18 protein-coding genes, 1 pseudogene, 1 riboswitch and 1 other annotated feature are annotated in these 21,880 nt (G+C 35.4%); of the genes and pseudogenes, 5 read left to right on the plus strand and 14 right to left on the minus strand.

Translation table 11 applies throughout. The features are described from left to right. Positions 1 to 83: 83 nt before the first annotated feature. Positions 84 to 386: pseudogene (locus ACUN0F_RS24655) on the minus strand (carbon starvation CstA family protein); the annotation flags it as partial. 110 nt (positions 387 to 496) lie between these two features. Between ACUN0F_RS24655 and ACUN0F_RS24660 the strand changes: the two are divergent. Further along, on the plus strand, positions 497 to 961 hold the full coding sequence (locus ACUN0F_RS24660; protein WP_264462573.1) for a hypothetical protein: 465 nt from the start codon (positions 497 to 499) through the stop codon (positions 959 to 961). A gap of 19 nt (positions 962 to 980) precedes the next feature. Here the strand turns inward: ACUN0F_RS24660 and ACUN0F_RS24665 are convergent, their stop codons facing one another. Beyond that, entirely contained in the window at positions 981 to 1,259 is a 279-nt protein-coding gene (locus ACUN0F_RS24665; RefSeq protein WP_097917597.1) for a hypothetical protein, read from the minus strand. Positions 1,260 to 1,287: 28 nt separating this feature from the next. Next, positions 1,288 to 2,550, minus strand: coding sequence for an MFS transporter (locus ACUN0F_RS24670; protein ID WP_445540359.1), 1,263 nt, complete (start codon positions 2,548 to 2,550; stop codon positions 1,288 to 1,290). 137 nt (positions 2,551 to 2,687) lie between these two features. On the opposite strand from ACUN0F_RS24670, the gene ACUN0F_RS24675 reads away from it, so the two are divergent. Beyond that, complete coding sequence (locus ACUN0F_RS24675; RefSeq protein WP_445540360.1) at positions 2,688 to 3,173, plus strand: 8-oxo-dGTP diphosphatase; 486 nt, start codon at positions 2,688 to 2,690, stop codon at positions 3,171 to 3,173. Positions 3,174 to 3,201: 28 nt separating this feature from the next. On the opposite strand, the gene ACUN0F_RS24680 is transcribed toward ACUN0F_RS24675, so the two are convergent. The 3 genes from ACUN0F_RS24680 to ACUN0F_RS24690 are packed head-to-tail and all read right to left on the minus strand — an operon-like array spanning position 3,202 to position 6,356. Further along, positions 3,202 to 4,827 carry a YndJ family protein gene (locus ACUN0F_RS24680; RefSeq protein ID WP_445540361.1) on the minus strand — a complete coding sequence of 542 codons (1,626 nt, stop codon included), beginning with the start codon at positions 4,825 to 4,827 and terminating at the stop codon, positions 3,202 to 3,204. A gap of 5 nt (positions 4,828 to 4,832) precedes the next feature. Beyond that, entirely contained in the window at positions 4,833 to 5,444 is a 612-nt protein-coding gene (locus ACUN0F_RS24685; RefSeq protein ID WP_445540362.1) for a DUF4166 domain-containing protein, read from the minus strand. A 3-nt stretch (positions 5,445 to 5,447) separates the two neighbouring features. Continuing rightward, positions 5,448 to 6,356 carry a DoxX-like family protein gene (locus ACUN0F_RS24690; RefSeq protein ID WP_445540363.1) on the minus strand — a complete coding sequence of 303 codons (909 nt, stop codon included), beginning with the start codon at positions 6,354 to 6,356 and terminating at the stop codon, positions 5,448 to 5,450. Between the two features lie 191 nt (positions 6,357 to 6,547). Next, a riboswitch (Lysine riboswitch) is annotated at positions 6,548 to 6,734 on the plus strand. A gap of 199 nt (positions 6,735 to 6,933) precedes the next feature. On the opposite strand from ACUN0F_RS24690, the gene ACUN0F_RS24695 reads away from it, so the two are divergent. Beyond that, positions 6,934 to 8,163, plus strand: a complete 1,230-nt coding sequence (locus ACUN0F_RS24695) for an aspartate kinase (protein WP_445540364.1) — start codon at positions 6,934 to 6,936, stop codon at positions 8,161 to 8,163. Positions 8,164 to 8,507: 344 nt separating this feature from the next. Further along, positions 8,508 to 8,960, plus strand: coding sequence for a VOC family protein (locus tag ACUN0F_RS24700; RefSeq protein ID WP_061676617.1), 453 nt, complete (start codon positions 8,508 to 8,510; stop codon positions 8,958 to 8,960). A gap of 207 nt (positions 8,961 to 9,167) precedes the next feature. Here ACUN0F_RS24700 and ACUN0F_RS24705 read toward each other — a convergent pair whose 3' ends face one another. Together ACUN0F_RS24705 and asnA are read right to left on the minus strand one after the other, a co-directional pair. Beyond that, complete coding sequence (locus ACUN0F_RS24705) at positions 9,168 to 9,605, minus strand: helix-turn-helix domain-containing protein (protein ID WP_445540365.1); 438 nt, start codon at positions 9,603 to 9,605, stop codon at positions 9,168 to 9,170. 136 nt (positions 9,606 to 9,741) lie between these two features. After that, positions 9,742 to 10,725, minus strand: a complete 984-nt coding sequence (gene asnA, locus ACUN0F_RS24710) for an aspartate--ammonia ligase (protein ID WP_445540366.1) — start codon at positions 10,723 to 10,725, stop codon at positions 9,742 to 9,744. A gap of 70 nt (positions 10,726 to 10,795) precedes the next feature. After that, positions 10,796 to 11,054: a binding site (T-box leader), on the minus strand. 406 nt (positions 11,055 to 11,460) lie between these two features. Between asnA and ACUN0F_RS24715 the strand changes: the two genes are divergently transcribed. Then, a complete protein-coding gene (locus ACUN0F_RS24715; RefSeq protein ID WP_000047588.1) occupies positions 11,461 to 11,595 on the plus strand; it encodes a DUF3934 domain-containing protein in 135 nt (44 codons plus the stop codon). Between the two features lie 95 nt (positions 11,596 to 11,690). Here ACUN0F_RS24715 and ACUN0F_RS24720 read toward each other — a convergent pair whose 3' ends face one another. From ACUN0F_RS24720 to ACUN0F_RS24745, 6 genes are all read right to left on the minus strand, one after another. Further along, positions 11,691 to 14,885, minus strand: coding sequence for an SNF2 helicase associated domain-containing protein (locus ACUN0F_RS24720; protein WP_445540367.1), 3,195 nt, complete (start codon positions 14,883 to 14,885; stop codon positions 11,691 to 11,693). 118 nt (positions 14,886 to 15,003) lie between these two features. Next, complete coding sequence (locus ACUN0F_RS24725; protein ID WP_264462582.1) at positions 15,004 to 15,936, minus strand: response regulator; 933 nt, start codon at positions 15,934 to 15,936, stop codon at positions 15,004 to 15,006. Positions 15,937 to 15,938: 2 nt separating this feature from the next. Continuing rightward, positions 15,939 to 17,237: a sensor histidine kinase gene (locus tag ACUN0F_RS24730; protein WP_080345061.1), complete on the minus strand. Its 1,299-nt coding sequence runs from the start codon at positions 17,235 to 17,237 to the stop codon at positions 15,939 to 15,941. 63 nt (positions 17,238 to 17,300) lie between these two features. Continuing rightward, positions 17,301 to 19,013, minus strand: a complete 1,713-nt coding sequence (gene malS, locus ACUN0F_RS24735; RefSeq protein ID WP_046955274.1) for an oxaloacetate-decarboxylating malate dehydrogenase — start codon at positions 19,011 to 19,013, stop codon at positions 17,301 to 17,303. 74 nt (positions 19,014 to 19,087) lie between these two features. Next, positions 19,088 to 20,527 (minus strand): aspartate ammonia-lyase, encoded by a 1,440-nt coding sequence (gene aspA, locus ACUN0F_RS24740; RefSeq protein ID WP_445540368.1) that lies wholly within the window; start codon positions 20,525 to 20,527, stop codon positions 19,088 to 19,090. A 24-nt stretch (positions 20,528 to 20,551) separates the two neighbouring features. Then, positions 20,552 to 21,823 (minus strand): cation:dicarboxylate symporter family transporter, encoded by a 1,272-nt coding sequence (locus ACUN0F_RS24745; protein ID WP_445540369.1) that lies wholly within the window; start codon positions 21,821 to 21,823, stop codon positions 20,552 to 20,554. Between the last annotated feature and the right edge of the window lie 57 nt (positions 21,824 to 21,880).

Raw genomic sequence — 21,880 nt, forward strand, 5'->3', positions numbered from 1 at the left:
AATCCCCCTTGTTGTATGACAATGTTATTTTAACATATTATTGGAAAATTTTTCACATTAGAAAAAACTGTGTAGAAAAATCTCTACACAGCTTCCTTCTCTAATTGCACATCTACTTCAATATTCTCATTTTTATTTTTCACAGCTTTCATAAAGAATACAGCAGTTACTATAATCGTAATAAATGTACCTACAATATAAGATGTGTTTAGCGGAATGTTAAAACCAATTTTTGCATTTAAAATGTAAATTACAGTCATGAGTGTCATGACTGTCACGGGAATTAAGAAAACAACATATAATTTTCCTTTTATAAATAAATACATCGTTCCAATCCATAACGCAATTGCTGCAGGCAATTGGTTAGCCCAAGAGAAATATATCCATCTTATTCACAAAGAGAGACTATATTTTTTACAATTGAATTATGGTATACCTTCTCAAAAAAAGAAGATAATAACAAATAAATTCGTTACAGAATGGGAGTACTTTAAAGATGAAACGAAAAATACTTTCTCTCTTTACACTAATCTGTTTAGCACTACCAATACAAGCTAGTGCATACACATTTCACTCACTACCAATTGAATCAAAGTCTAAACAGTGGTATATCGAAATTGATAAATCCCATAACGCAAACAAGCAAGCAGCGCAGCCAAAACAGGGTGTATACGATACATATCGCTTACTCATAAAAAACATCGGTAATGATGTTTCAAACGTAGCTGTAGAAATAGTTGATAACACTCCTACCTCTAAAGCTACTTTTAATCCTACTACATTACATAACAACGTTTCAAAAAGTCAGACAAGCTTTGACTACATCGTATTCCCTTTAGACTTTAATAGCCATAATTTTAAAGTCGTCATTACTTGGGAAGAAAAAAATTTCTCATACAACGGTCATCCGGTAAATGAGGGGGAACAAATGAAACAAACATTTGTGTTTAATGAAGAATAAGCCCTAATTTGATTAGGGCTTATTCTTCATTTACAAAACCAGATTGAATCGCTTCCGTCACTTCTTCTGTGATTTCTAGTTCTGTTGCTTCCGTACTAATTTTCTTGTCCCAAATATGTACGGAAGGCTTTTCGTTACAAAGATGTTTTATTAATACTAGTTGGTTATATGTTAGCTTATTTTCTCTATGGGTGGCGATATAGACTGTGAAATTTTTTGCTTCAAAGACCTTTTCTTGCAAAATATATTTGTTGGCCAACTCCTTTACTACTATATCTTTCAAGTTTTCTATAATCATATAAGTCGTTCCCCCTTCCCTTATATCATCAATCAAATCGTCGAATACTTGTTACACATAACGCTATTCCAATTGTTACAAGTACAAAAATAGCTAGTGTTATAATCGTTATCTCGCCACCTATGACAGTAGCTAACCATCCTACAACCACATAACCTAGTGGCAATAAAGCAAATGAACCTAACATATCAAGGCTTGCCACTCTTCCAAATGCTTCTTCTGGCACAAGCTCTTGTAAACTTGTTTCCCAAATGAGTCCAAATATCATCATACCAAACCCTTCAATTGCCATTAATCCAATTAAAGCAGGTGCCCAAGTAATAAACGGCATAACTAAAAGCGCACAACCACTTATTAAAACACCACCATAAGCAAGTAATCCACGCTTATGCCACCGTTCTCTCCCACCAAATATTAACGCGGCAATTACAGCTCCAACACCAGAGGATGCCATTCCTAATCCATACACGTATGCTTCAAATTGATGATGAACATTAAATAACCATGGAATTAATACGACGATAATTCCTGCATAACAAATATTGATGAAAGAAAAGACTAAAATTGTAATCCATAGCCACGGATGACTTTTTAAAACGAAAACACCTTCCATAAACTCTTGTTTGTAATCGACCTTTCTCTTTTCAATGGAGTTTACTTTTTTAAACTTTATTTCTCTTAAAAATAATAAACAAAAAAATGATAGCAAATACGTTACTGCATCTAGTCCAAATCCTATTCCAGCAGATGCAACTGAAACGATTAATCCTCCAAGAGCCGGTCCAATTAGTCGTATACCTTGATTACTCATTTGCGTTAATGCATTAGCTGCATTTCGAATGTCCGGTACAAATACTTTCGCTCTTACAGCCGCATACGCTGGCTGAAATATCCCTTCCATAAGTCCATATAATGCTACAAGTACATATAGAAGTGGAATTGTTAAAACGTCCATAAATATAAGTGTCGCAAGTAATAGCATTACTATACAGCGAATTATATCTGTAAATAACATTACTTTCACCCGATCAATTCGATCTACGACTAATCCAGCAAACGGTAACGCAAGAATATTAGGTAGCATGTACATTGCCATTGTCATCCCCATTACAACTGTTGAACCAGTTAATGAATACACAACGACTGGCAAAATAACCATCGTTATCGAACTGCCTAAAGTCGAAAGTAATTGCCCAATCCATAAAAACTTAAAATATGGTGACGCTTTAACTGGCAATAATAATTTCCCAACATACCCCAAACCTTTTTCTCTTTGTACTTCCCCTTGCATTTCTCTCTCCTCTTTTCAAATGATTATAGACTTTATAATATATCACTAAAAATTCCTAATATTCTTTTTCAATTATATAAGAAACCATTATGTTATGGTAAAATTATCAAAATAAATATAAAGGAGAATACATTGTTATGCCTCAAAATTCTCATAACATCGAGCACCGCATCTATACAATGTGTATGATCCAGCGAAATAATGAAGTTTTACTTATAAAACGCCCCGATCATCGAGGTTTTCCTGGCTACATCGCTCCTGGCGGTAAAGTAGATTTTCCAGAAAGTATCGTTCACGCTGCTAAACGAGAAGTAAAAGAAGAAACTGGATTACTTGTTTCAAAATTAACTTTTAAGGGATTAGATGAATACGTAAATCCGAAAGAAAACGTTCGATATATGGTATTTAATTATTGGACAGACTCATTTGAAGGCGAACTTCTTATGAATCCTCCTGAAGGCGAATTATTATGGGTGCCAATTGATACAGCATTAAATCTTCCTATGCAAAATTGGTTTAAAGAGAGATTCCCATTATTTTTTGAAAAAGGTACGTTTGAAATTCAACGTGTTTGGGACCGAGACTTAGATAAACAAGTTGCTATGACAATTACGCATACGTAGAAAAGCTTGGAATCTCTCCAAGCTTTTCTTACTTCTCCGCTATTTTCTTAATCTCATAATCAATTTCTAAAAATTCAACTCCAAATATCCACATTCTATGATTAGCTTCTAATATGTGATCTGTGCTCTCTTTAATAATAAAAGTCTCTGCTAACGGTAAACGAATTGTAAAGAAACGAGTATGTAAATAAATCCCCTCATCTCCTTTACCATTTCTTCTCAGCTTACTAGTAATGATTAAATCATTACTCTTATTACATAATTTTAAAACCCCCGTCATATTCGAATTTGGTAAAGGTAATGCAATATTCATATATGTCTCGCTCTTATATGTGTGCTTTGAATAAAGAGCTACAAAAATAGATTCTCCTGCTTCATTTTTTCTTAGCCAAGCCCTTACATTCTCTCTTCCATCCTTCTCATCTATTACCCCGATGATAGAGCCATGCATCGTTTCCCACTTGCCGCCCATTCCTAAATGTATTTGTCCTACACGCTTACTCATTTTTTCATAGCAAAATGCAAGCGGGTGGAACCAACGATTCCATTTAATATACGATTGTAACTCATACTCTTTTGTATTTTCATAGAAACGAATAATACTTAAAGGAATCTTGGTCACGTCAAATATCTCACTATGAAAATCATTCATTTTATCAACTAAACCTTTGTATTCCTTGCTATCTATTAAATTTCTGTTATGTAAAAATGCTTCTCCAACTGTCGTATTTCCTCTTAACCTGCTCATTGGTTTCCCGTAATATTTATAATTCGGAGCACTCTTTTCAATCATCCAACCGACAAATGCCGGTAACGCTACTCCAATTCCATTAACAACACCGTGAATCCAAACCATTTGAGCAATTGTAATTGTCATTACATGTTTCAAATTCCCATATGAATATATAAGTGAAAACATAATTGTTACCATGAGTGTACTAGACGATATGATCAGGAGAACCTTTGCACTAATAGCAGTAAATTTCGTGCGCCAAACATAAATCCCATAACTATAAATAGCACATAAATATAGAAGAACTGCAAAAAATTCAAATGCTCTTGAGTACGTAATTCCTATTGCAACTGTCATAGGTGAAATGACGATGATAAACATAATAGCATCATACACTTTACTTCTCTTTTCTCTTTTTCTCCCAATTAAACCAGCTGATAACGGCAGTAGAAATGCCGAATAATGAAAATGTGCAGCGGTAAGCAAAACAATGTCAGAACTAAAGTGCATAATGGAGAGTTTTGCTACAGAAGCAAAAAACCAGAAACCACCTAAAAACAAATACATAAACGCACTATCGATAGCCGTCTCTTCTAACGGTTTCCATCCTCTTTCTAGTAATCTACTTACACCAAATAACGCAAAAATTCCTGTATATACAAACCAAAGTAACGCAAAGAAATAGTGATTTGTTACGAAAGCTAGCACTGCACTAATTGCTGCGATTGGATATAACAGCGATACAAATTTACAAAATAATACATATAATCCATTTCTTGTTTTCTTATCAATGATGCAAAATGACATCGGTATAAATAACAAAATAGATAATAAAATAATTGCTTCAACTGGGTTTACATTTGACCACTCACATATTAGAAAAATAATATAACAAGCTATCCCAACTATTATATTTTTCATATCACTTATTTCCTCCCCACAAATGTTCCCTTATATGAAAATAATGAACCAATTAATACATTGCGCACTTGTACATGAATTCGAAAACATTGTAGTGTTTCATCATAACTTTCTACAATTTTGGCGTCTCCGTATAAAAACCTAGGTAACGGTACTTTTCTTCCAAACATAAAAAACCATTGTTTCTTTGAAGAGATATGCATCCCGCCTTTTTCATCAATATAAAAATTCAATGTAGAAACGAGTAAATGTGGCTCACCAAAATAATCTACAATTTCATTATTCTCTTCATCCAACTGCATAACAGCGTTAAAGTATCTTTTCTTATTATGAAAATAAAAAGTACGATTCCACCGCACAAGTTCATTTCCATGTTCATCTCGCTCAGCTGTATTATGTATTGTAAATGGCACTTCCTTCCCCCGTTCAGAGAAAAACATTCGAAACTTCGATGCAATTTTTAATATCAATTTTACGAAAAAAGAACCTCCGTAAATTCCATCCATCTTTCCTTCTCCAATAAAGCTATTTTCTTCTGTAATCTCATAGCGTTTCTGTAATTTTGGATGAAGTTTTTTATAAGAATCCCCTAATAGTCTTTCATACATATTAGCCATACATTATCCCTTTCTCTTCCTCTTGCAATTTTTTGAGCTTGGCAAATTCGTGCTATTTATATAACCGACAATTGATAACCCCATTAGTAAAACATTTAATGTAATTGGATTAAACGGCTCTGTAAAGCTTACGATATTCGTAAAACCCGCCGCTATCGTTAAGGCTATTAACATAAAAATATGTACGATAAATACTTTTCGTTTTGGAAATGGCAACAGCCATAGGACACCAAAAATAATTTCTAGTAATCCAATTATTTTAAGTACAAAAATACTATGTTCCGTTGAACCAATCATCACAGATAGCATTTTTACTTCTTCTGAATGAGTAAACACTAGTTTCGGCACTATTCCTTGATACATCCATACAAAAGCAAATAAAAAACATACGAGCCAATATGTCATTGTTCTTCTAATTAGTAACTTAGGATGAAGTCCCTTTTCTATCCATAATTTTAACGCATCAAAACTCCAAGCAGTCGCCCAGCCTAATAACGGACGAAACATATAGAAATCTATTACATTTCCTATACGACCAAACCTCGTATCGTAATCATATTGCGTCTCAAAATGAATGTGTTCTTTACGCGGTGTATACTTCCAATAACCACGCCCTATTTGAATAAGTGATAATTTATTATCTGTCCAAAATTTTAAAGAAGAAATCCGTTCACCCGTTTCTTTTCTTATTTCTCCTATCGATTCCCCTTCACCAACTATTTCAAGTCCAAATCCAATTTTAGTTTTATATAAAAACTTCTGCGGTTCTCCTTCTTTTTTCTCTAAATACGAAATTTCAGTAAAGCGAGCATCCCATTCTGTATGTATATCTGGTTCCTGTGTATATCCCCATAAATTTTCCATTGTTGTGTTCATTTCTGCCGAAACATAAATAGGCTTTTTCCCCTTCATTCTTCCACCTCCTATGCACTATAAATTTAATGTACATGCAATGAATTTATTTTGCTACAGTTTTCACAAACTACTTCAAGAAAAGAAAGAATTTTTAAAATTTATACAAAACACTTGATTCCCCGAAAAATTTAAATTATTATAAAACAAATGTTACCAACAACTTCATAAATCAAACACTCTCGCCTAAAACGTGAGATAGAGGTTGCGATACTTATGATTATTCTAATGGAGACACAGAGATGTCTATGAACTTAGATGAAAGGAAGTATTGCCGAAATCGATAATTTTCTCTGCATTTATCGATTGGGGCTGTTTTCGAATAGAAACAGAACTGTCATATGTACAGAAGTGTATGTATGAAGAGCTATCTACAAAAAAGAGATATCATTTTTATGGTATTCCTTTTTTGGCGGTTTTTTTATTAGCTCCGTTTTCTGTTTCCCTTTTCCTGTAACAGCACCATCCTCACTTATTTGAGATGGTGTTTTTTGTTTTTCTCTGGTAACTACAGGAATATTGGGATTTATATATGTCCTAATCTATTCTTAAAAATGGATGAAAGAAGGAATTCATAATGGAAACGATTGTACAAAAATTTGGTGGCACTTCTGTCGGAAATGTCGCGCGCATTCAACATGTAGCAAATTTAATTATTGAAGAATATGAACGAGGATATAGCATCGTCTCTGTCGTTTCAGCAATGGGAAAAAGCACAGATGAACTCGTAGCACTTGCTAACGCGATTTCAGAAAATCCGAGTAAACGCGAAATGGATATGCTGCTATCAACAGGAGAGCAAGTGACTATTTCATTATTAACGATGGCACTACAAGCAAAAGGCTATAACGCGATTTCATTAACTGGATGGCAAGCTGGTATGACGACAGAATCTGTACATAGTAGTGCACGGATTACTGACATTCATACAGATCGAATTCAGTCTTATCTTACTGAAGGCACGATTGTTATTGTAGCCGGTTTCCAAGGAGTTAGTGAAAACCATGAAATTACAACGCTTGGACGTGGTGGTTCTGATACTACAGCTGTTGCATTAGCGGCTGCACTACAAGCAAAAAAATGTGATATTTACACGGATGTGACAGGCGTATATACGACGGACCCCAGACTTGTAAAAGACGCTTATAAATTAGATGAAATTTCTTATGACGAAATGTTAGAACTTGCAAACCTCGGTGCTGGTGTATTACACCCGCGTGCGGTTGAGTTTGCTAAAAATCATAATGTCGTTTTAGAAGTTCGCTCAAGTATGGAACAAGAAAATGGAACAATTGTAAAAGGAGAATGTAACATGGAACAACAATCAATCGTTAAAGGTATTGCATTTGAAGATAATATTACACGTGTCACAATTAAAGGATTAGAACAAGGTGCACTTTCAACAATTTTCTCTACATTAGCAGCGGCACATATTAATGTAGATATCATCATTCAAAGTATTACAAATGAAGGAACTGTTCACCTCTCCTTCTCAATCCATTCTAATGATTTAAAAGAAACGTTAGAGGTATTCGAACAAAATCAAGAAACACTTCACTATGAATCTGTAGAGTATGAAAATCATTTAGCAAAAGTATCCATTGTAGGATCTGGTATGGTCTCTAATCCAGGTGTTGCTGCAAATATGTTCACTACTTTAAAAGAAGAAGATATTCATATTAAAATGGTAAGTACATCAGAAATTAAAGTGTCTGTCGTTATTGACCGCCTTCATTTAGTAACAGGTGTTGAGGCACTGCATCAATCATTTATGGCGAAAATTGAGCCTTTAGTGCAGATGAGTTAATTTCCACCGGTAAAACTTTAAAAAATATATGAATCTATTTCCTTCCTATATCAATAGAAACAGGGTAGGACTGTTTTGTGGGAAAGTCGAAGTTATTCTATCGAATAGCAATTACAGTATCGAATTCTTGAAATGATAGCATTCACGAAATAAAGTTCTCGCATATTTCAATAGTAAAGGGTTTACGAAGTGTTATTCGTTAACAAGATTTTATATACTATGCCCGAAAACACCTTGTCACATTTTCCAACACTGTGACAAGATGTTTTTTGTTTAGAAGAGATTTTAGTATAATTATGAGGATAATTAAATAATAAATTTATACATATAAGGAGATAAAGACTATGGCAAACAACAAATTACTAAGAATGGATAATGTCAGCATCGTTGTAGAATCTCTTGATAACGCAATCTCTTTCTTCGAAGAGATTGGATTAAAACTCGAAGGGCGAGCTACTGTCGAAGGTGAATGGGCTGGTCGCGTAACTGGACTCGGTTCTCAGTGCGTAGAAATTGCTATGATGGTTACGCCAGATGGCCATAGCCGAATTGAACTTTCGCGATTTCTCACCCCCCCTACTATTGCAGATCATCGGACAGCTCCTGTAAATGCCCTCGGTTATTTACGCGTCATGTTCACCGTTGAGGACATTGACGAAATGGTATCCAGACTGACTAAACATGGTGCTCAGCTCGTTGGTGAAGTAGTTCAGTATGAGAACTCGTATCGACTCTGCTACATTCGTGGAACCGAAGGAATTTTAATCGGTTTAGCGGAAGAACTCGGTAACAAATAAGTAATGTTTTATTAGAAGTCTTTACTGAAGTAAAAATATTTGAAAGAACTTTACGCTTAATAAAACTTTGATTTTGAACCCCGTCCTAGCTTTAGAGCGGGGTTATGCTTGTTTGAACTTTTTAACATACTATCAACATCCCAAAATCATTATAAAACAATTCAATTACTTATTATACTCTTTCCTAGGAAATATAACGGACTCTTCTCACTTCTTATCATATATATCTTTTGTTTTAAAAAACGATCTGAACTCATTCAAAATAACTTTCTTCACGTCAGAGTAAAAAACCATCATGAATAGTGCAATTCCTAATAAAATCTCTTGCATTCCTTCATAATCAATGAAAGCACTCACAATTAGCAAACCAAATCCAATGTAGAAACCAAATTCATTCTCTTTCTCAAAATCTTCATCTTCATCAATATGTATTTTCTCTTTTAAATTTTGGTTCCCTTTTATTAACTCATCGAGCGTAACATTATACATTTCACTAAGCAAAACTAAATTATCAATATCCGGACAGCTTTTATCATGTTCCCACTTATACACAGCTTGCCTTGTCACACCAATTTTCTTAGCAACATCTTCCTGTGAAAACCCTTTTGACTCTCGTAATCTTTTAAGTTGTTCTCCTAAGCTCATAACGTCTCCTCCTTTAACAAATTATTACATAATAGGAGATAAAAAAGAAAGAAACTATTGGTAAAATTCACTGTAAACCACTCGTTTACACTATAAAAAAGAGAGAATAACTCTTTGAGCTATCCTCTCTCTTCTATTAAAACAGATGAATGTTTTCTTTCTTGCAAGCTTCACGTAAATCGTCAGGCCATACAGAAGATTGAACTTCACCAATATGTGCTTTACGTAAGAAGTACATGCACATTCTTGATTGTCCAATACCACCGCCAATTGTTAACGGTAGTACGTCTTCTAAAATACCTTTATGGAAATCGTACTCACGTTTGAAGTCTTCACCTGTTTTCGTTAACTGCTCATCAAGTGATTTACTATCAACACGAATTCCCATTGATGATAATTCGAATGAAGATTGTAATACTGGGTGCCAGAATAAAATGTCACCGTTTAATGTCCAATCATCATAATCAGCTGCGCGTCCATCATGCTTTTCACCTGAACGAAGTGCATCACCAATTCCGATAATAAAGACTGCACCGTGTTCTTTTGCAATTGCGTGTTCACGATCTTTCGGTGTTAATTCTGGATATTTATCTTCGAGTTCTTGGGAAGTGATGAAAACAACTTCTTCTGGTAAATACTTTCCAAGGAACGGATACTTTTCAAATAAGTGGTCTTCTAAATCTTTGAATATTCCATAAATTGTTCGTACTGTTTCTTGCAAGTAATCTACAGTACGCCATTCTTTTTGAACGATTTTTTCCCAATCCCATTGGTCAACGTAAATGGAATGTGTTGCATCAAGTTCTTCATCACGACGAATCGCGTTCATGTTTGTATATAAACCTTCACCAGCTTCATATCCATATTCATGTAAAGCAAATCGTTTCCATTTCGCTAGTGAATGCACAATTTCTAATTCTTCTCCTGAATGTAACATATCAAACTCAATTGGACGTTCTACACCGTTTAGGTGATCGTTTAATCCTGATTTTTTCGTTACGAATAATGGTGCAGATACGCGGAATAGTTCAAGGCGTTTTGCTAATTGATCCTCGAAAAATGTTTTAACTTCCTTAATTGCGATTTGAGTCTCTCTTACTGTCATTAATGATTGATACATGGTGGTTTCCTCCTAAAATGTTTGGATGTTGTGAAAAGAAGCCAACAAAAAAAGCCCTTCTTTCCCAAAAAACTGGGACGAAAGACTTTGGTTCCGCGGTACCACCCAAATTAGCAACAGAGGTTGCTCACTTATACAATACGGAGATGAAATATCTCGATACTGTTCTTCTTGTAACGGCGAAGTTCCCGGCTAAGTCTACTTTCCTCTAAAGGATTTCGGTTAGCAACTCCAGGAGGTTCTTCATAATAGGCTTCGTATCAGGCTCACACCACCCCTGACTCGCTTAGACTACATCCTACTACTACTCGTCCTTTCATAGTCGTTTTGTTGTCACATCTCTGAAACATTTTATTAATGATTATTCTATACAAAAAATAAAGAAAGTCAACAAAAAGTTTCAAAATATTTTTCAATTCTTTATTTTACGGCTTTATTGATTGTTGCTAATTTAACATCTTTACTTTTTCTGTCTCGTCAATCCAAAAAATGTTTCACTAACCGAAACTAACATATACACAACAAGTAATGTAATCGTTCGAAATATAGAATCCGCAGTATTTCGTATTATTTTCATTTTCTTTGTAATTCCTTTCAGTTTACTTGCAAATTCGTGTTATACTATAGCATTCAAGCAGTTTATTTTTACTTAAAGCAATCATAGTCATTTATAAAGAGTATGTTCTAAATCATTGACTATTATCAAATAAGATTTTTATATAACGGAGTGATCATATGAGTAAAACGAAAGCAAAACCGAAAAAAGGTGTAGGACAAGGTACAGGAAGTAAAGGATGGAATCGTTGGCAATCAAGTGCAAAGAAAAAGGCAGCTGCAAAGCCATATAAAAGTAAAGGGACTAAAAAATAAATTCTGTATTATCTCTTTACTTTGTTCAAAACAAATTATAATTATTACACTAAAAAAGCTATGCTCTCATACATGTGAAAGCATAGCTTTTTATATTAAATCATTAAAATATCTCGTATTTCTTCCTCCGTGATTGATGATAATTTCTCTTCTCCCGGCTCAATCACTTCAGCGATTAAATTTTTCTTACTCTCTTGCAGTTCATGCATTTTTTCCTCAATTGTTCCGTGGGCTACTAATTTTATAACTTGTACTGTATTTTTTTGTCCCATTCGATATGCTCTATCAGCTGCTTGTTGTTCAACAGCTGGATTCCACCATAAATCGTATAATATAACCGTATCGGCACCCGTTAAGTTAAGACCCGTACCACCAGCTTTTAAAGAAATGAGAAATAGATCCCCTTCCCCCTCGTTAAACCGATTACATAGCTCTACACGTTCTTGTGATGGTGTACTCCCGTCTAAATAAAAGTATGGAATCGCTTGACGATTTAACTCACGACCAATAATAGACAGCATCTTCGTAAATTGAGAAAAGATTAAAATTCTCTTACCAGTACTTCTGCATTCCTCTAGTATCTCTAATAGTTGTTCAAATTTAGCTGAACTACCCTTATAATCATCAACGAATAAAGCGGGATGATTACAAATTTGTCGCAATCTCGTTAAGCCAGCTAAAATTCTAATTTTATTTTTACGTAACGTATCTTTATCTAAATGTTTTAACGTTTCTTCCCTTAATTTCGCTAAATAAGCAGCATAAAGTCTCTTTTGATCTGGTAATAACTCCGATGACTGTAAGTGCTCTATTTTATCTGGAAGCTCCTGTAATACGTCTTCTTTTAATCGTCTTAATACGAAAGGTTTTACGCGCTTCGCTATATCTTCGCGCCTTAAATCACCGAATTCTTTTCTTCCTGGTAATAATTCCGGAAATATGACATGGAAGATAGACCATAGCTCTTCTAATGAATTTTCTACAGGCGTTCCCGTTAGCCCGAAACGATATTCAGCTTGAATTGTTTTCACTGCTTTTGCAGTTTGGGTTGTAGGATTTTTAAACGCCTGTGCTTCATCAAGAAACAGTGTATGAAACGGCCTCGCATACGATCTTATATCTCTTCTCAGTAATGGATATGACGTAATTACGACATCAAATTCCACTATGTCTTTTAATATTTTTCGCCGCTCCGTTTGATTTCCATCTGCAATAACCGCTCTAATATGCGGGGCGAATTTTTTCAATTCACTAAACCAATTGTAAACGAGAGAGGACGGTGAAACGACTAATATAGGTAGTTTCTTTTCTCGAATTTCAGGCAACACAGAATCTATGTAAGCAATACTTTGCAGCGTTTTTCCAAGTCCCATATCATCTGCTAAAATACCGCCAAAACGGTAATAGGCGAGTGTTTTCATCCACTCAAATCCGTATACTTGATACTCTCTCATTACAGCATGTAAAGTTTGCGGCACTGTAAACTTTAATTTTTTCGGATTTTGAATACTTTCCACTAAATCTTGAACAGACTCATCTAAACTTAAAACATTACCTTCGTGAAGTCCGTTCATCCATTTTACACTCCGGATAAGCGGAACGTTCACTTCTTCTCCGTGTAAAAACTCTTTCCGAATACCCGATTCTTTTACAAACTGATTAATTTCATTAAATTCTTTGCTTTCTAGTGATAAGAAAGAACCGTTCGCTAATCGGTAATATTTACGTTTCTCTTCAAGAGCCACTAATACACCTTTAATTTCTGCTTCCGGTATTCCTTTTATATCAAAACGAAATGACAACCAATCAATTCTTTCTTTTCTTCTCACTCTAATAAGTGGTGCTGTATCCCCTTTATGAATACGTAATTTGATTGCTGTCGTCGCATAAATATCAACTAAGCCTTTTAACGACGGGACGACGTGATATAAAAAGTTATACTCAGCCTCTTCATTATGCATAAAATAGCCGCCTTCTGTTTTCGCAAAGGCACTTTCACTCATAATATCTAAAATTTCTTTTTCCTTTTTCTCATCACGATTAAAAACAGACGGCTGTCCATCTTCTTCTAACGGATTGATCATGACGTTTCCATAATGAAATTCAAGACCTGCTAACAAACGATTTTTCACTCGATCTAAATACAGCTTTGCTTTTAGCGACGGCGTTTCAACACGATCTGATATTACTTCATCAATGCGTACCGTTCCCAGTTTCATTAATCCTGGCACAACTTTCGCTACAAAATGTTCCATCTTACTTTCAGGAATATAAAACTGGTTGCTATTTGAGCGGCTCATCATCTTTTGCAATTCAATAAGTCGCATACAATCTTCCATAGGTAAAGAATATAGTTTTCCATCGTAAAGAGCGGTATTATACATTTCCATAACTTGAACACGATTTAGGCCATCTATATGAAGTGTAAACCCACCATTATTTCCTTTCGTAAACTCAAAATGTAATGGCAATAAACCGTTTGAAATTTGTAAGCCCTGAAACTGTTGTTCATTTTGTTTCAGCTGTACATACTCAACTTTAGAAAGTGAAGAGAGCATATCTTTCCACGAAGCTGGCGGTATGAATATCATACTTTCATCTTGTTTCGCATGTACTTCTAACGCATCTTCATACATTTTTTCATTATGATACATTTTAATAAGCCTCTGAATAACCGCATCTGTTTCTTGCCTGAAGCTATGTACATCTGGTGTGTATGTAAATTCATTAGAACAATGAAAAGTCTCTCTCTTCTCCACTTTAGAAAGAAATTCTCTAATATGCTTTATAAAATATGTTTTCGCAAGTTTTAACTGAATTCCAAGAAGGGCCCCACCACTTTTCGTCGCTACTGGTGAACATATAAACGCAACATCTAATATTTCACGTGTATCAAAACGGTGTTGTTTACTTTTTGGCCGCAGTGGTTTGTCTGCAAACAACTGAAACATTCCGCTCGTTAATTGATCATTTCCGCTCATATTTTCGGACATGCCGCCCGTTTGCTGGTTATAATTTATTTGTATTAGTACGGCTGCAACATGTTGACAGTACGTTTGAAAAGACGCTAATGAAGGACAACTACACCTCGCAACTACATCACCTTTTTTAGCTTTTTCTACTGTAACATGAAAATCTTCATTCCCTTTTACCGTCGCCTCACAAATTTCTTTCGTTTCATCATAATGATTCACGATTACTTTATTTGCTTTATAATAAGCTTCACCTCTTTTATATGAGGTCTCTCCGCATACTTCTTTTATAATCGATTTATTTAATGTAAAACTCATTGTTTTGACACTTCCTTAATGTAAAACCATTTTCTCTTACTTAACATTTTACATTCTCTACGAGAAAATATAAAATATTGATTGAACAAAAAAAGATGCTTATTTATAAGCACCTTCTTCACTCTATCTCCACCAACCGTTTCGCCTCAAAATATAACACTTGAATAAATTTCTTCGTATTAATTCGTATATGTCCAGAAGTTGCTAGTTCATCCTTTGTCATTTCTGTCATCCGTTTTCTAACTACAGTGAAATCAAAAAACTTTGGGGCATAGCTTTCAAATTTCGGATTTGAAAAATCTGTTAACCCTAAAGAGGCCAAATGATTTAACGACTGATAAATCGCTCTGCGCACTCTTTGTTCAGATGCTTTTTTCTCTTTATCAATATCCGTATCTAAAGTTTCATCCCCTAATTTTTTTATCGTAATATAGTGAAAAATATCTTTTAACGCAGGAAAGCCAAATTCAAATGTTTGCGCCTTTTCTTGCCCATATAAATATTCCAGCATACTAAGTAAATCTTTACTTCCGTTCTCTCCCGCAATACCGAGTTCTGCTAGTAAGAAGCGTCCTGAATCTGATATTTTTTTTCCCTCTTGCACTGTTTCACTACGCATTTGCGGCTTTTCCCACTGAAACACATTATTTAATGATTTTTGAATGTCATATATAGAACGTTCCAAACGAATACGCTCCATCACTTTTCGTACAACAGATATTACTTCTATTTTGTTTAGTGGTTTCGTAATATAATATTCTACACCAAGTGTATACGCCTCACCGATGAGCTGTTTCGATTCAACTTGGGAAATCATAATAATTTTCCCAGTAAATGAAGACGCTATATGGCGAACTGTTTCAATGCCGTCTCTCATTGGCATTAATAAATCAATAAATAAAATATCTACTTTTTTATAATTTAGCTGTTCTGCTTCAATAAACGCTCCATCTTCCGATTCTCCAATTACTTCCCCAAGATCGCCATCCTCAATAATTTGCGAAAGCATTGAACGGAAAACTTCATCATCATCTACAATATAATAAAACAAACCTATTCCCCTTCCCGCTTTAAACTGCACTCCGGTAAACAAACGATAAACTTACACCCTTTTCCTGTTTCATTGTCTTCTAACCTTACTTCTCCACCGAGCTCTGTTACCATTTCGTGTATGTAAGAAAGTCCAATACCTGTTGATGGTGTTCCTGTTTGATCATACTTGGAAGTAAACCCTGGCTTAAATACTAATTTCTTATACTTTTGTGCAATACCAGGGCCATCGTCAATTACTTCAAAGATTACATGTTGCTCTCGTTTATATAACTTAATACGAATGAGACCTCTATCTTCAATTGCTTCCACTGCATTGGCAACTAAGTTATTAAAGATTGATAGCACTGTATACACGTGATATGCAGCGTGTTCACCTTCTATATGTTTTGAAAAACGTATATCTTTCCCTAGCATTTCAGCATATTTCTCATTTATCCTTACGATCATTTCTGTAAGCTCATGTCCTTCTACATACTCAGCCACATTTTTATCTAATAACAGTTTAGATAATCCTGCAAAAATCCTTTGATTATCCTTTTTTATTTCGTGCACTTCTCCTGCTATTTTCAATGCTATTTTACTGCTAGAATCATCGCTTGTCTGTAAATTCCGATATAGTTGATATGCTTCTTGTGTAATCAATTCTGCATTTTGTAACGTTTTTTTCAAGTGAACAGATTCTACATATAAATTTGAAAGATGCATGAACATTTTTTCATTTTCTTTTCGGACTTGTGACTCTTTTAATTTCGTTTCATATAAAATCATCATATTTAAAAAGCCAAGTGCAAAGAAACTACGAAAAATAGCAATAATAATTAATTTATTCACTTCAGAAACTGTTATCGTTGTACCGAGTACTACCATATGATAAATCGCAAGTTCTGACATACTTGCAATAATTTCAATTGTAATTCCAAGGCACCCAATAACGATTGGTTTCTGATGAAACTTATTCACCCTACAAAGTGAAAAAAGACTTCCATAAATAAAATAATAGAAGAACACAGGATAGCGCAAATAAAATGATTCTGTCATATGAAATGAACCTTGCATGATCCAATCAAGGCATACACGGAATAAAACGACACATATACCGACAAGAATACCTGCAGCCGCTGCTGGTATTCTTCTTAAAAATAATAATAAAAAAAAGAAAAGCGGTGTCCCAAAGCTAACGCGAAACGTATCGTTAAAAGGATGAAAATTAAGCTCTCCAGCAATCGGAACAACAACCATTAATATAATTAAAAGGGATATATCTTTCTTCCATAATTGATTCCAATTCAAAGGTGCCACTTCCTATACTTTTTTCGACAATAAAAGTGAAAGCCCGCTTATTATAATAAACGGGCTTTATTTCTATATTCTAACCTTTTCTACCGCTTTTATTTGGCGGTACTCCGGCTCCCATATTGCTTCTTTCACTGCAATCTTGATATCGTTATCACTTAAGTTCTCTCTAGCAACACCTTCTGCAACAGCAACTTTCGCTACTTCAATTGCAACCATTTCCGAGATATTACGTAACTCTTCAACTTCTGGCAAAATAGGTGCTCCTGGCTGACTTGTATCTACCATGCTGGCAACTGCTTCAGCAGCTGCTGCAAACATTCCATCCGTCATGACGCTTGCACGTACGACAATTGTTCCAAGACCAAGACCTGGGAAAATAAGTGCATTATTTGATTGTCCAATCACATACGTTACACCGTTGTATGTAACTGGTTCAAATGGACTTCCTGTTGCAACTAATGCTCTTCCTTCTGTCCACTCGATTAAATCAGCTGGTTTTGCTTCAGCAAGTGGCGTCGGATTCGACATCGGTAAAATGATTGGTCTTTCTACGTGAGAAGCCATTTCTTTAATAATCTCTTCTTTGAATGCTCCTGCAACAGTTGATGTACCGATTAAAATTGTCGGTTTTACATGCTTCACAACTTCAGCAAGTCCGATCACATCATTTTGTTTCCACTCACTTACTTCCGCTTCTTTTCTTGCATATGGAATTTGGAAATCAAGAAGATCTTCCATATTATTTGTAACTAACCCGTTACGATCAATACACCAGAAACGCTTATATGATTCTTCTTCTGATACACCAACGCGGACCATTGCATCTCTAACTTGATCTGCGATACCGATTCCAGCCGTACCAGCACCAAATACAACAACGCGGTGTTCACTTAAAGGTACACCCGAAACTTTCACTGCCGATAACACAGCAGCCAGTGAAACTGCACCTGTACCTTGAATATCATCATTAAATGTACAAATATCATGACGATATTTATCTAAAATTTTTCGTGCATTTCGAGAGCTAAAGTCTTCCCAATGTAAAAGTGCTTTCGGGAATTGTTTATTCACTGCTTGTACAAATGTATCAATAAATTTATCGTAAGCTTCACCAGTTATACGAGGGTGACGATTTCCAATATAAAATGGATTGTTTAATAGTTCCTCACGATTTGTACCCACATCTAAAATTACCGGTAATACACGGCTAGGATCGATACCAACTGCGGCCGTATAAACAGCTAATTTCCCGATTGCGATGTTTATACCACCAACACCCCAGTCACCAATTCCAAGTATGCCTTCTCCATCTGTTACAACGACTAAATCAATGTTTTCAGCTGTTGCACCGATATTAGCAAATGCGTCTTCAATACCTGACGGATCATTAATTGATAAATACACACCACGTGGTTTACGGTATTCATGACTATACCTTTGAATCGCTACGCCTACTGTTGGTGTATATACGATTGGTAACATTTCACGTAAATGATTTGTTAATATACGATAAAATAACACTTCATTTCGATCATGTAACGCTGTTAAGTATACGTTCTTTAATAAATCATCCGGCTGAGAACAAAATTGTTCATATGCTCGGCGTGCTTGTTCTTCTAATGTTAAAACTGCTGGCGGTAAAAGCCCTTTTAAACCTAATTCTTCTCTCTCTTCTTGCGTGAAAGCGACCCCTTTATTTAAAAGTGGTGTTGATAATACTTCTACTCCTCTTAATGTCGTTTCTAATGAACCATTAGAAGCTACTGTAAACTTACTCATAACATCCCTACCTCTATTCATATATAGCATTTCTATATTGTAAACAAAAAAGAGGGGATTGTCCCCCTCTTCTTTTAATTTTTCTTTAAAAGAGTTGCTCCTGCAATCCCTGGGTGTGTCATTTCGAATGGATCTAGAATTAACTCTAAGTCTTCTTGTGACAGTACACCGCTTTTCACACAAAGTTCTCGAACGGATTGACCTGTTGCAATTGCTTCTTTCGCAACGCGAGCTGCTGCTTCATAACCGATATGAGGGTTCACGGCTGTAATAATTCCTACACTCTTCTCAACATACTCTTTTAAGCGATCTTCATTCGCTTCAATTCCTTTTAAGCAATTATCTGTAAAGGCACGGAAACCGTTATTCATAATGCTAATAGATTGAAGTAAGTTAAAAACAAGTACTGGCTCCATAACGTTTAGTTCTAATTGTCCTGCTTCTGAAGCAAGGCAAATTGTATGGTCGTTACCAATTACTTGGAACGCAATTTGATTAATTACTTCTGGCATAACAGGGTTTACTTTCCCTGGCATAATAGATGAACCTGGTTGACGAGCAGGTAACATAATTTCCGCTAAGCCAACACGTGGACCTGATGCCATTAAGCGAAGGTCATTCGCAATTTTAGACATATTCATCATACATACTTTAAGTGCTGCTGATACTTCAGTGTATGCATCAGTATTTTGCGTTGCATCTACTAAGTCTTCTGCACCAACAAGTGGTAGTTCACTAATTGCAGCTAAATGTTTTACAACTGCTTCAATATATTCTGGATCTGCATTTAAGCCCGTACCAACTGCAGTTGCCCCCATGTTCACTTCATATAAGTGTTGACGTGATTGCTGAATTCGTTTCATATCACGTTCAAGTACGCGAGAGTATGCTTTAAATTCTTGTCCAAGACGAATTGGCACAGCGTCTTGTAAATGTGTACGACCCATTTTAATAACATGATCGAACTGCTCTGCTTTTAATTCAAATACATCATGCATATAACCCATCGTTTGTAATAAACCTTCTAATGCGTTTAATGTTGCGATATGAATCGCCGTTGGGAATGCATCGTTTGTTGATTGCGCCATGTTTACATGACTATTTGGACTAATATAATGATAGTCTCCCTTTTCCATTCCTAATAATTCAAGAGCACGATTGGCCATGACTTCATTTGCGTTCATATTCATTGAAGTACCTGCTCCGCCTTGGATTGGATCTACGATGAAATGATCATGCCATTTTCCATCAAGAATTTCTTGAGCAGCTTCTGCGATCGCACCGCCCTTGTTCAATTCCAATCTTCCTACATCTGTATTAGCAAGCGCTGCTGCTTTTTTTACAATTGCGAACGCTTTAATTAAACCTTCATGGATTTTGTATCCTGTAATTGGGAAGTTTTCAACTGCACGCATTGTTTGTACGCCGTAGTATGCATAATTCGGTACTTCTTTTTCACCTAAAAAATCTTTTTCAATTCGAACACCGTTTTTAACTTCAGTTAATGTTGCCATGATTATTCACTCCTTAACGATTTCTTATGCTGCTTTTGTTTCTTTGACTGTTTCTACATATTGTTTTGCTTTCTCATTATCGAATTCGCCTTCCCACTTCGACATAACAATGGCCGCTAATGCATTTCCTAATACATTGACAGATGAGCGAATCATATCTAAAATGCGGTCAATTCCCGCAATTAACGCGATACCTTCTAGTGGTAACCCCATTGAACCTAACGTTGCTAATACAACAACGAACGATGCACCTGGAACTCCCGCCATACCCTTGGATGTTAACATGAGAACGAATAATAACGTTATTTGCTCTGTTAGTGACATGTGCACACCGTACATTTGTGCAACAAATAATGCCGCTAACGCTTGATAAATAGCCGATCCAGTCAAGTTAAATGTATAACCTGTCGGAATAACGAAAGAGGCAACTGCCTTTGGACAACCGAACTCTTCCATTTTTCTCATTATATTAGGTAAAACAGCTTCTGAACTTGCTGTCGTAAATGAAAGAATGAGTTCTTCTTTTAACATTTTCATTAATGTGAAAATGTTTACGCCAACCATTCGTGCATTAATACCTAATACAATCACAACGAATAGTATAACAGTTACGTATACAGCTAGCACTAGTTTTCCTAAAGGAAGTAGTGTTGCTACACCAAATTTTGCAACCGTAACCGCAATTAATGCGAATACACCAAATGGTGCAAATTTCATAACTTGATTTGTAACCCAAAACATCGCTTCGAGTACACCTTCAAAGAAGTTAAAGACAGGCTTCCCTTTTTCCCCAATTGCCGCAACTCCTAAACCGAATAATACGGAGAAGAAAATAATCGGTAATAAGTCACCTTGTGAAATCGATTCAAATACGTTTTTCGGTACAATATGAACAATCGTCTCAGCGAATCCTTTCTTCTCTGTAGCATCTGCCGTTTGTTTATAAGAAGAAATATCACTTTGCTGTAAATTACTCATATCAACGCCAGTACCTGGTTGGAATATATTCGCCGCAAGTAATCCCATTAAAATAGCAATCGTCGTAATAATTTCGAAATAAAGAATTGTCTTACCACCCAGTTTCCCAAGCTTCTTCATATCTCCTACACCAGCTACTGCAACAATTAATGCCGAAATAACAATCGGTACTACAATCATTTTAATTAAGTGAATAAATATATCCCCAATTGGTGTGATATAAGAAATCGCCGTTTTATTGCCATAAAAGACTGCCCCTACTACAATCCCTAAAACAAGCGCGACAAAAATTTGTGTTGCCAATCCGAATTTTTTCATTTATGTTCATCCCCTTCATGCGAACGCTTTCAATTTGAATTTATAAAAGCTACTCAC

The organism is Bacillus sp. 1A, from assembly GCF_052682215.1.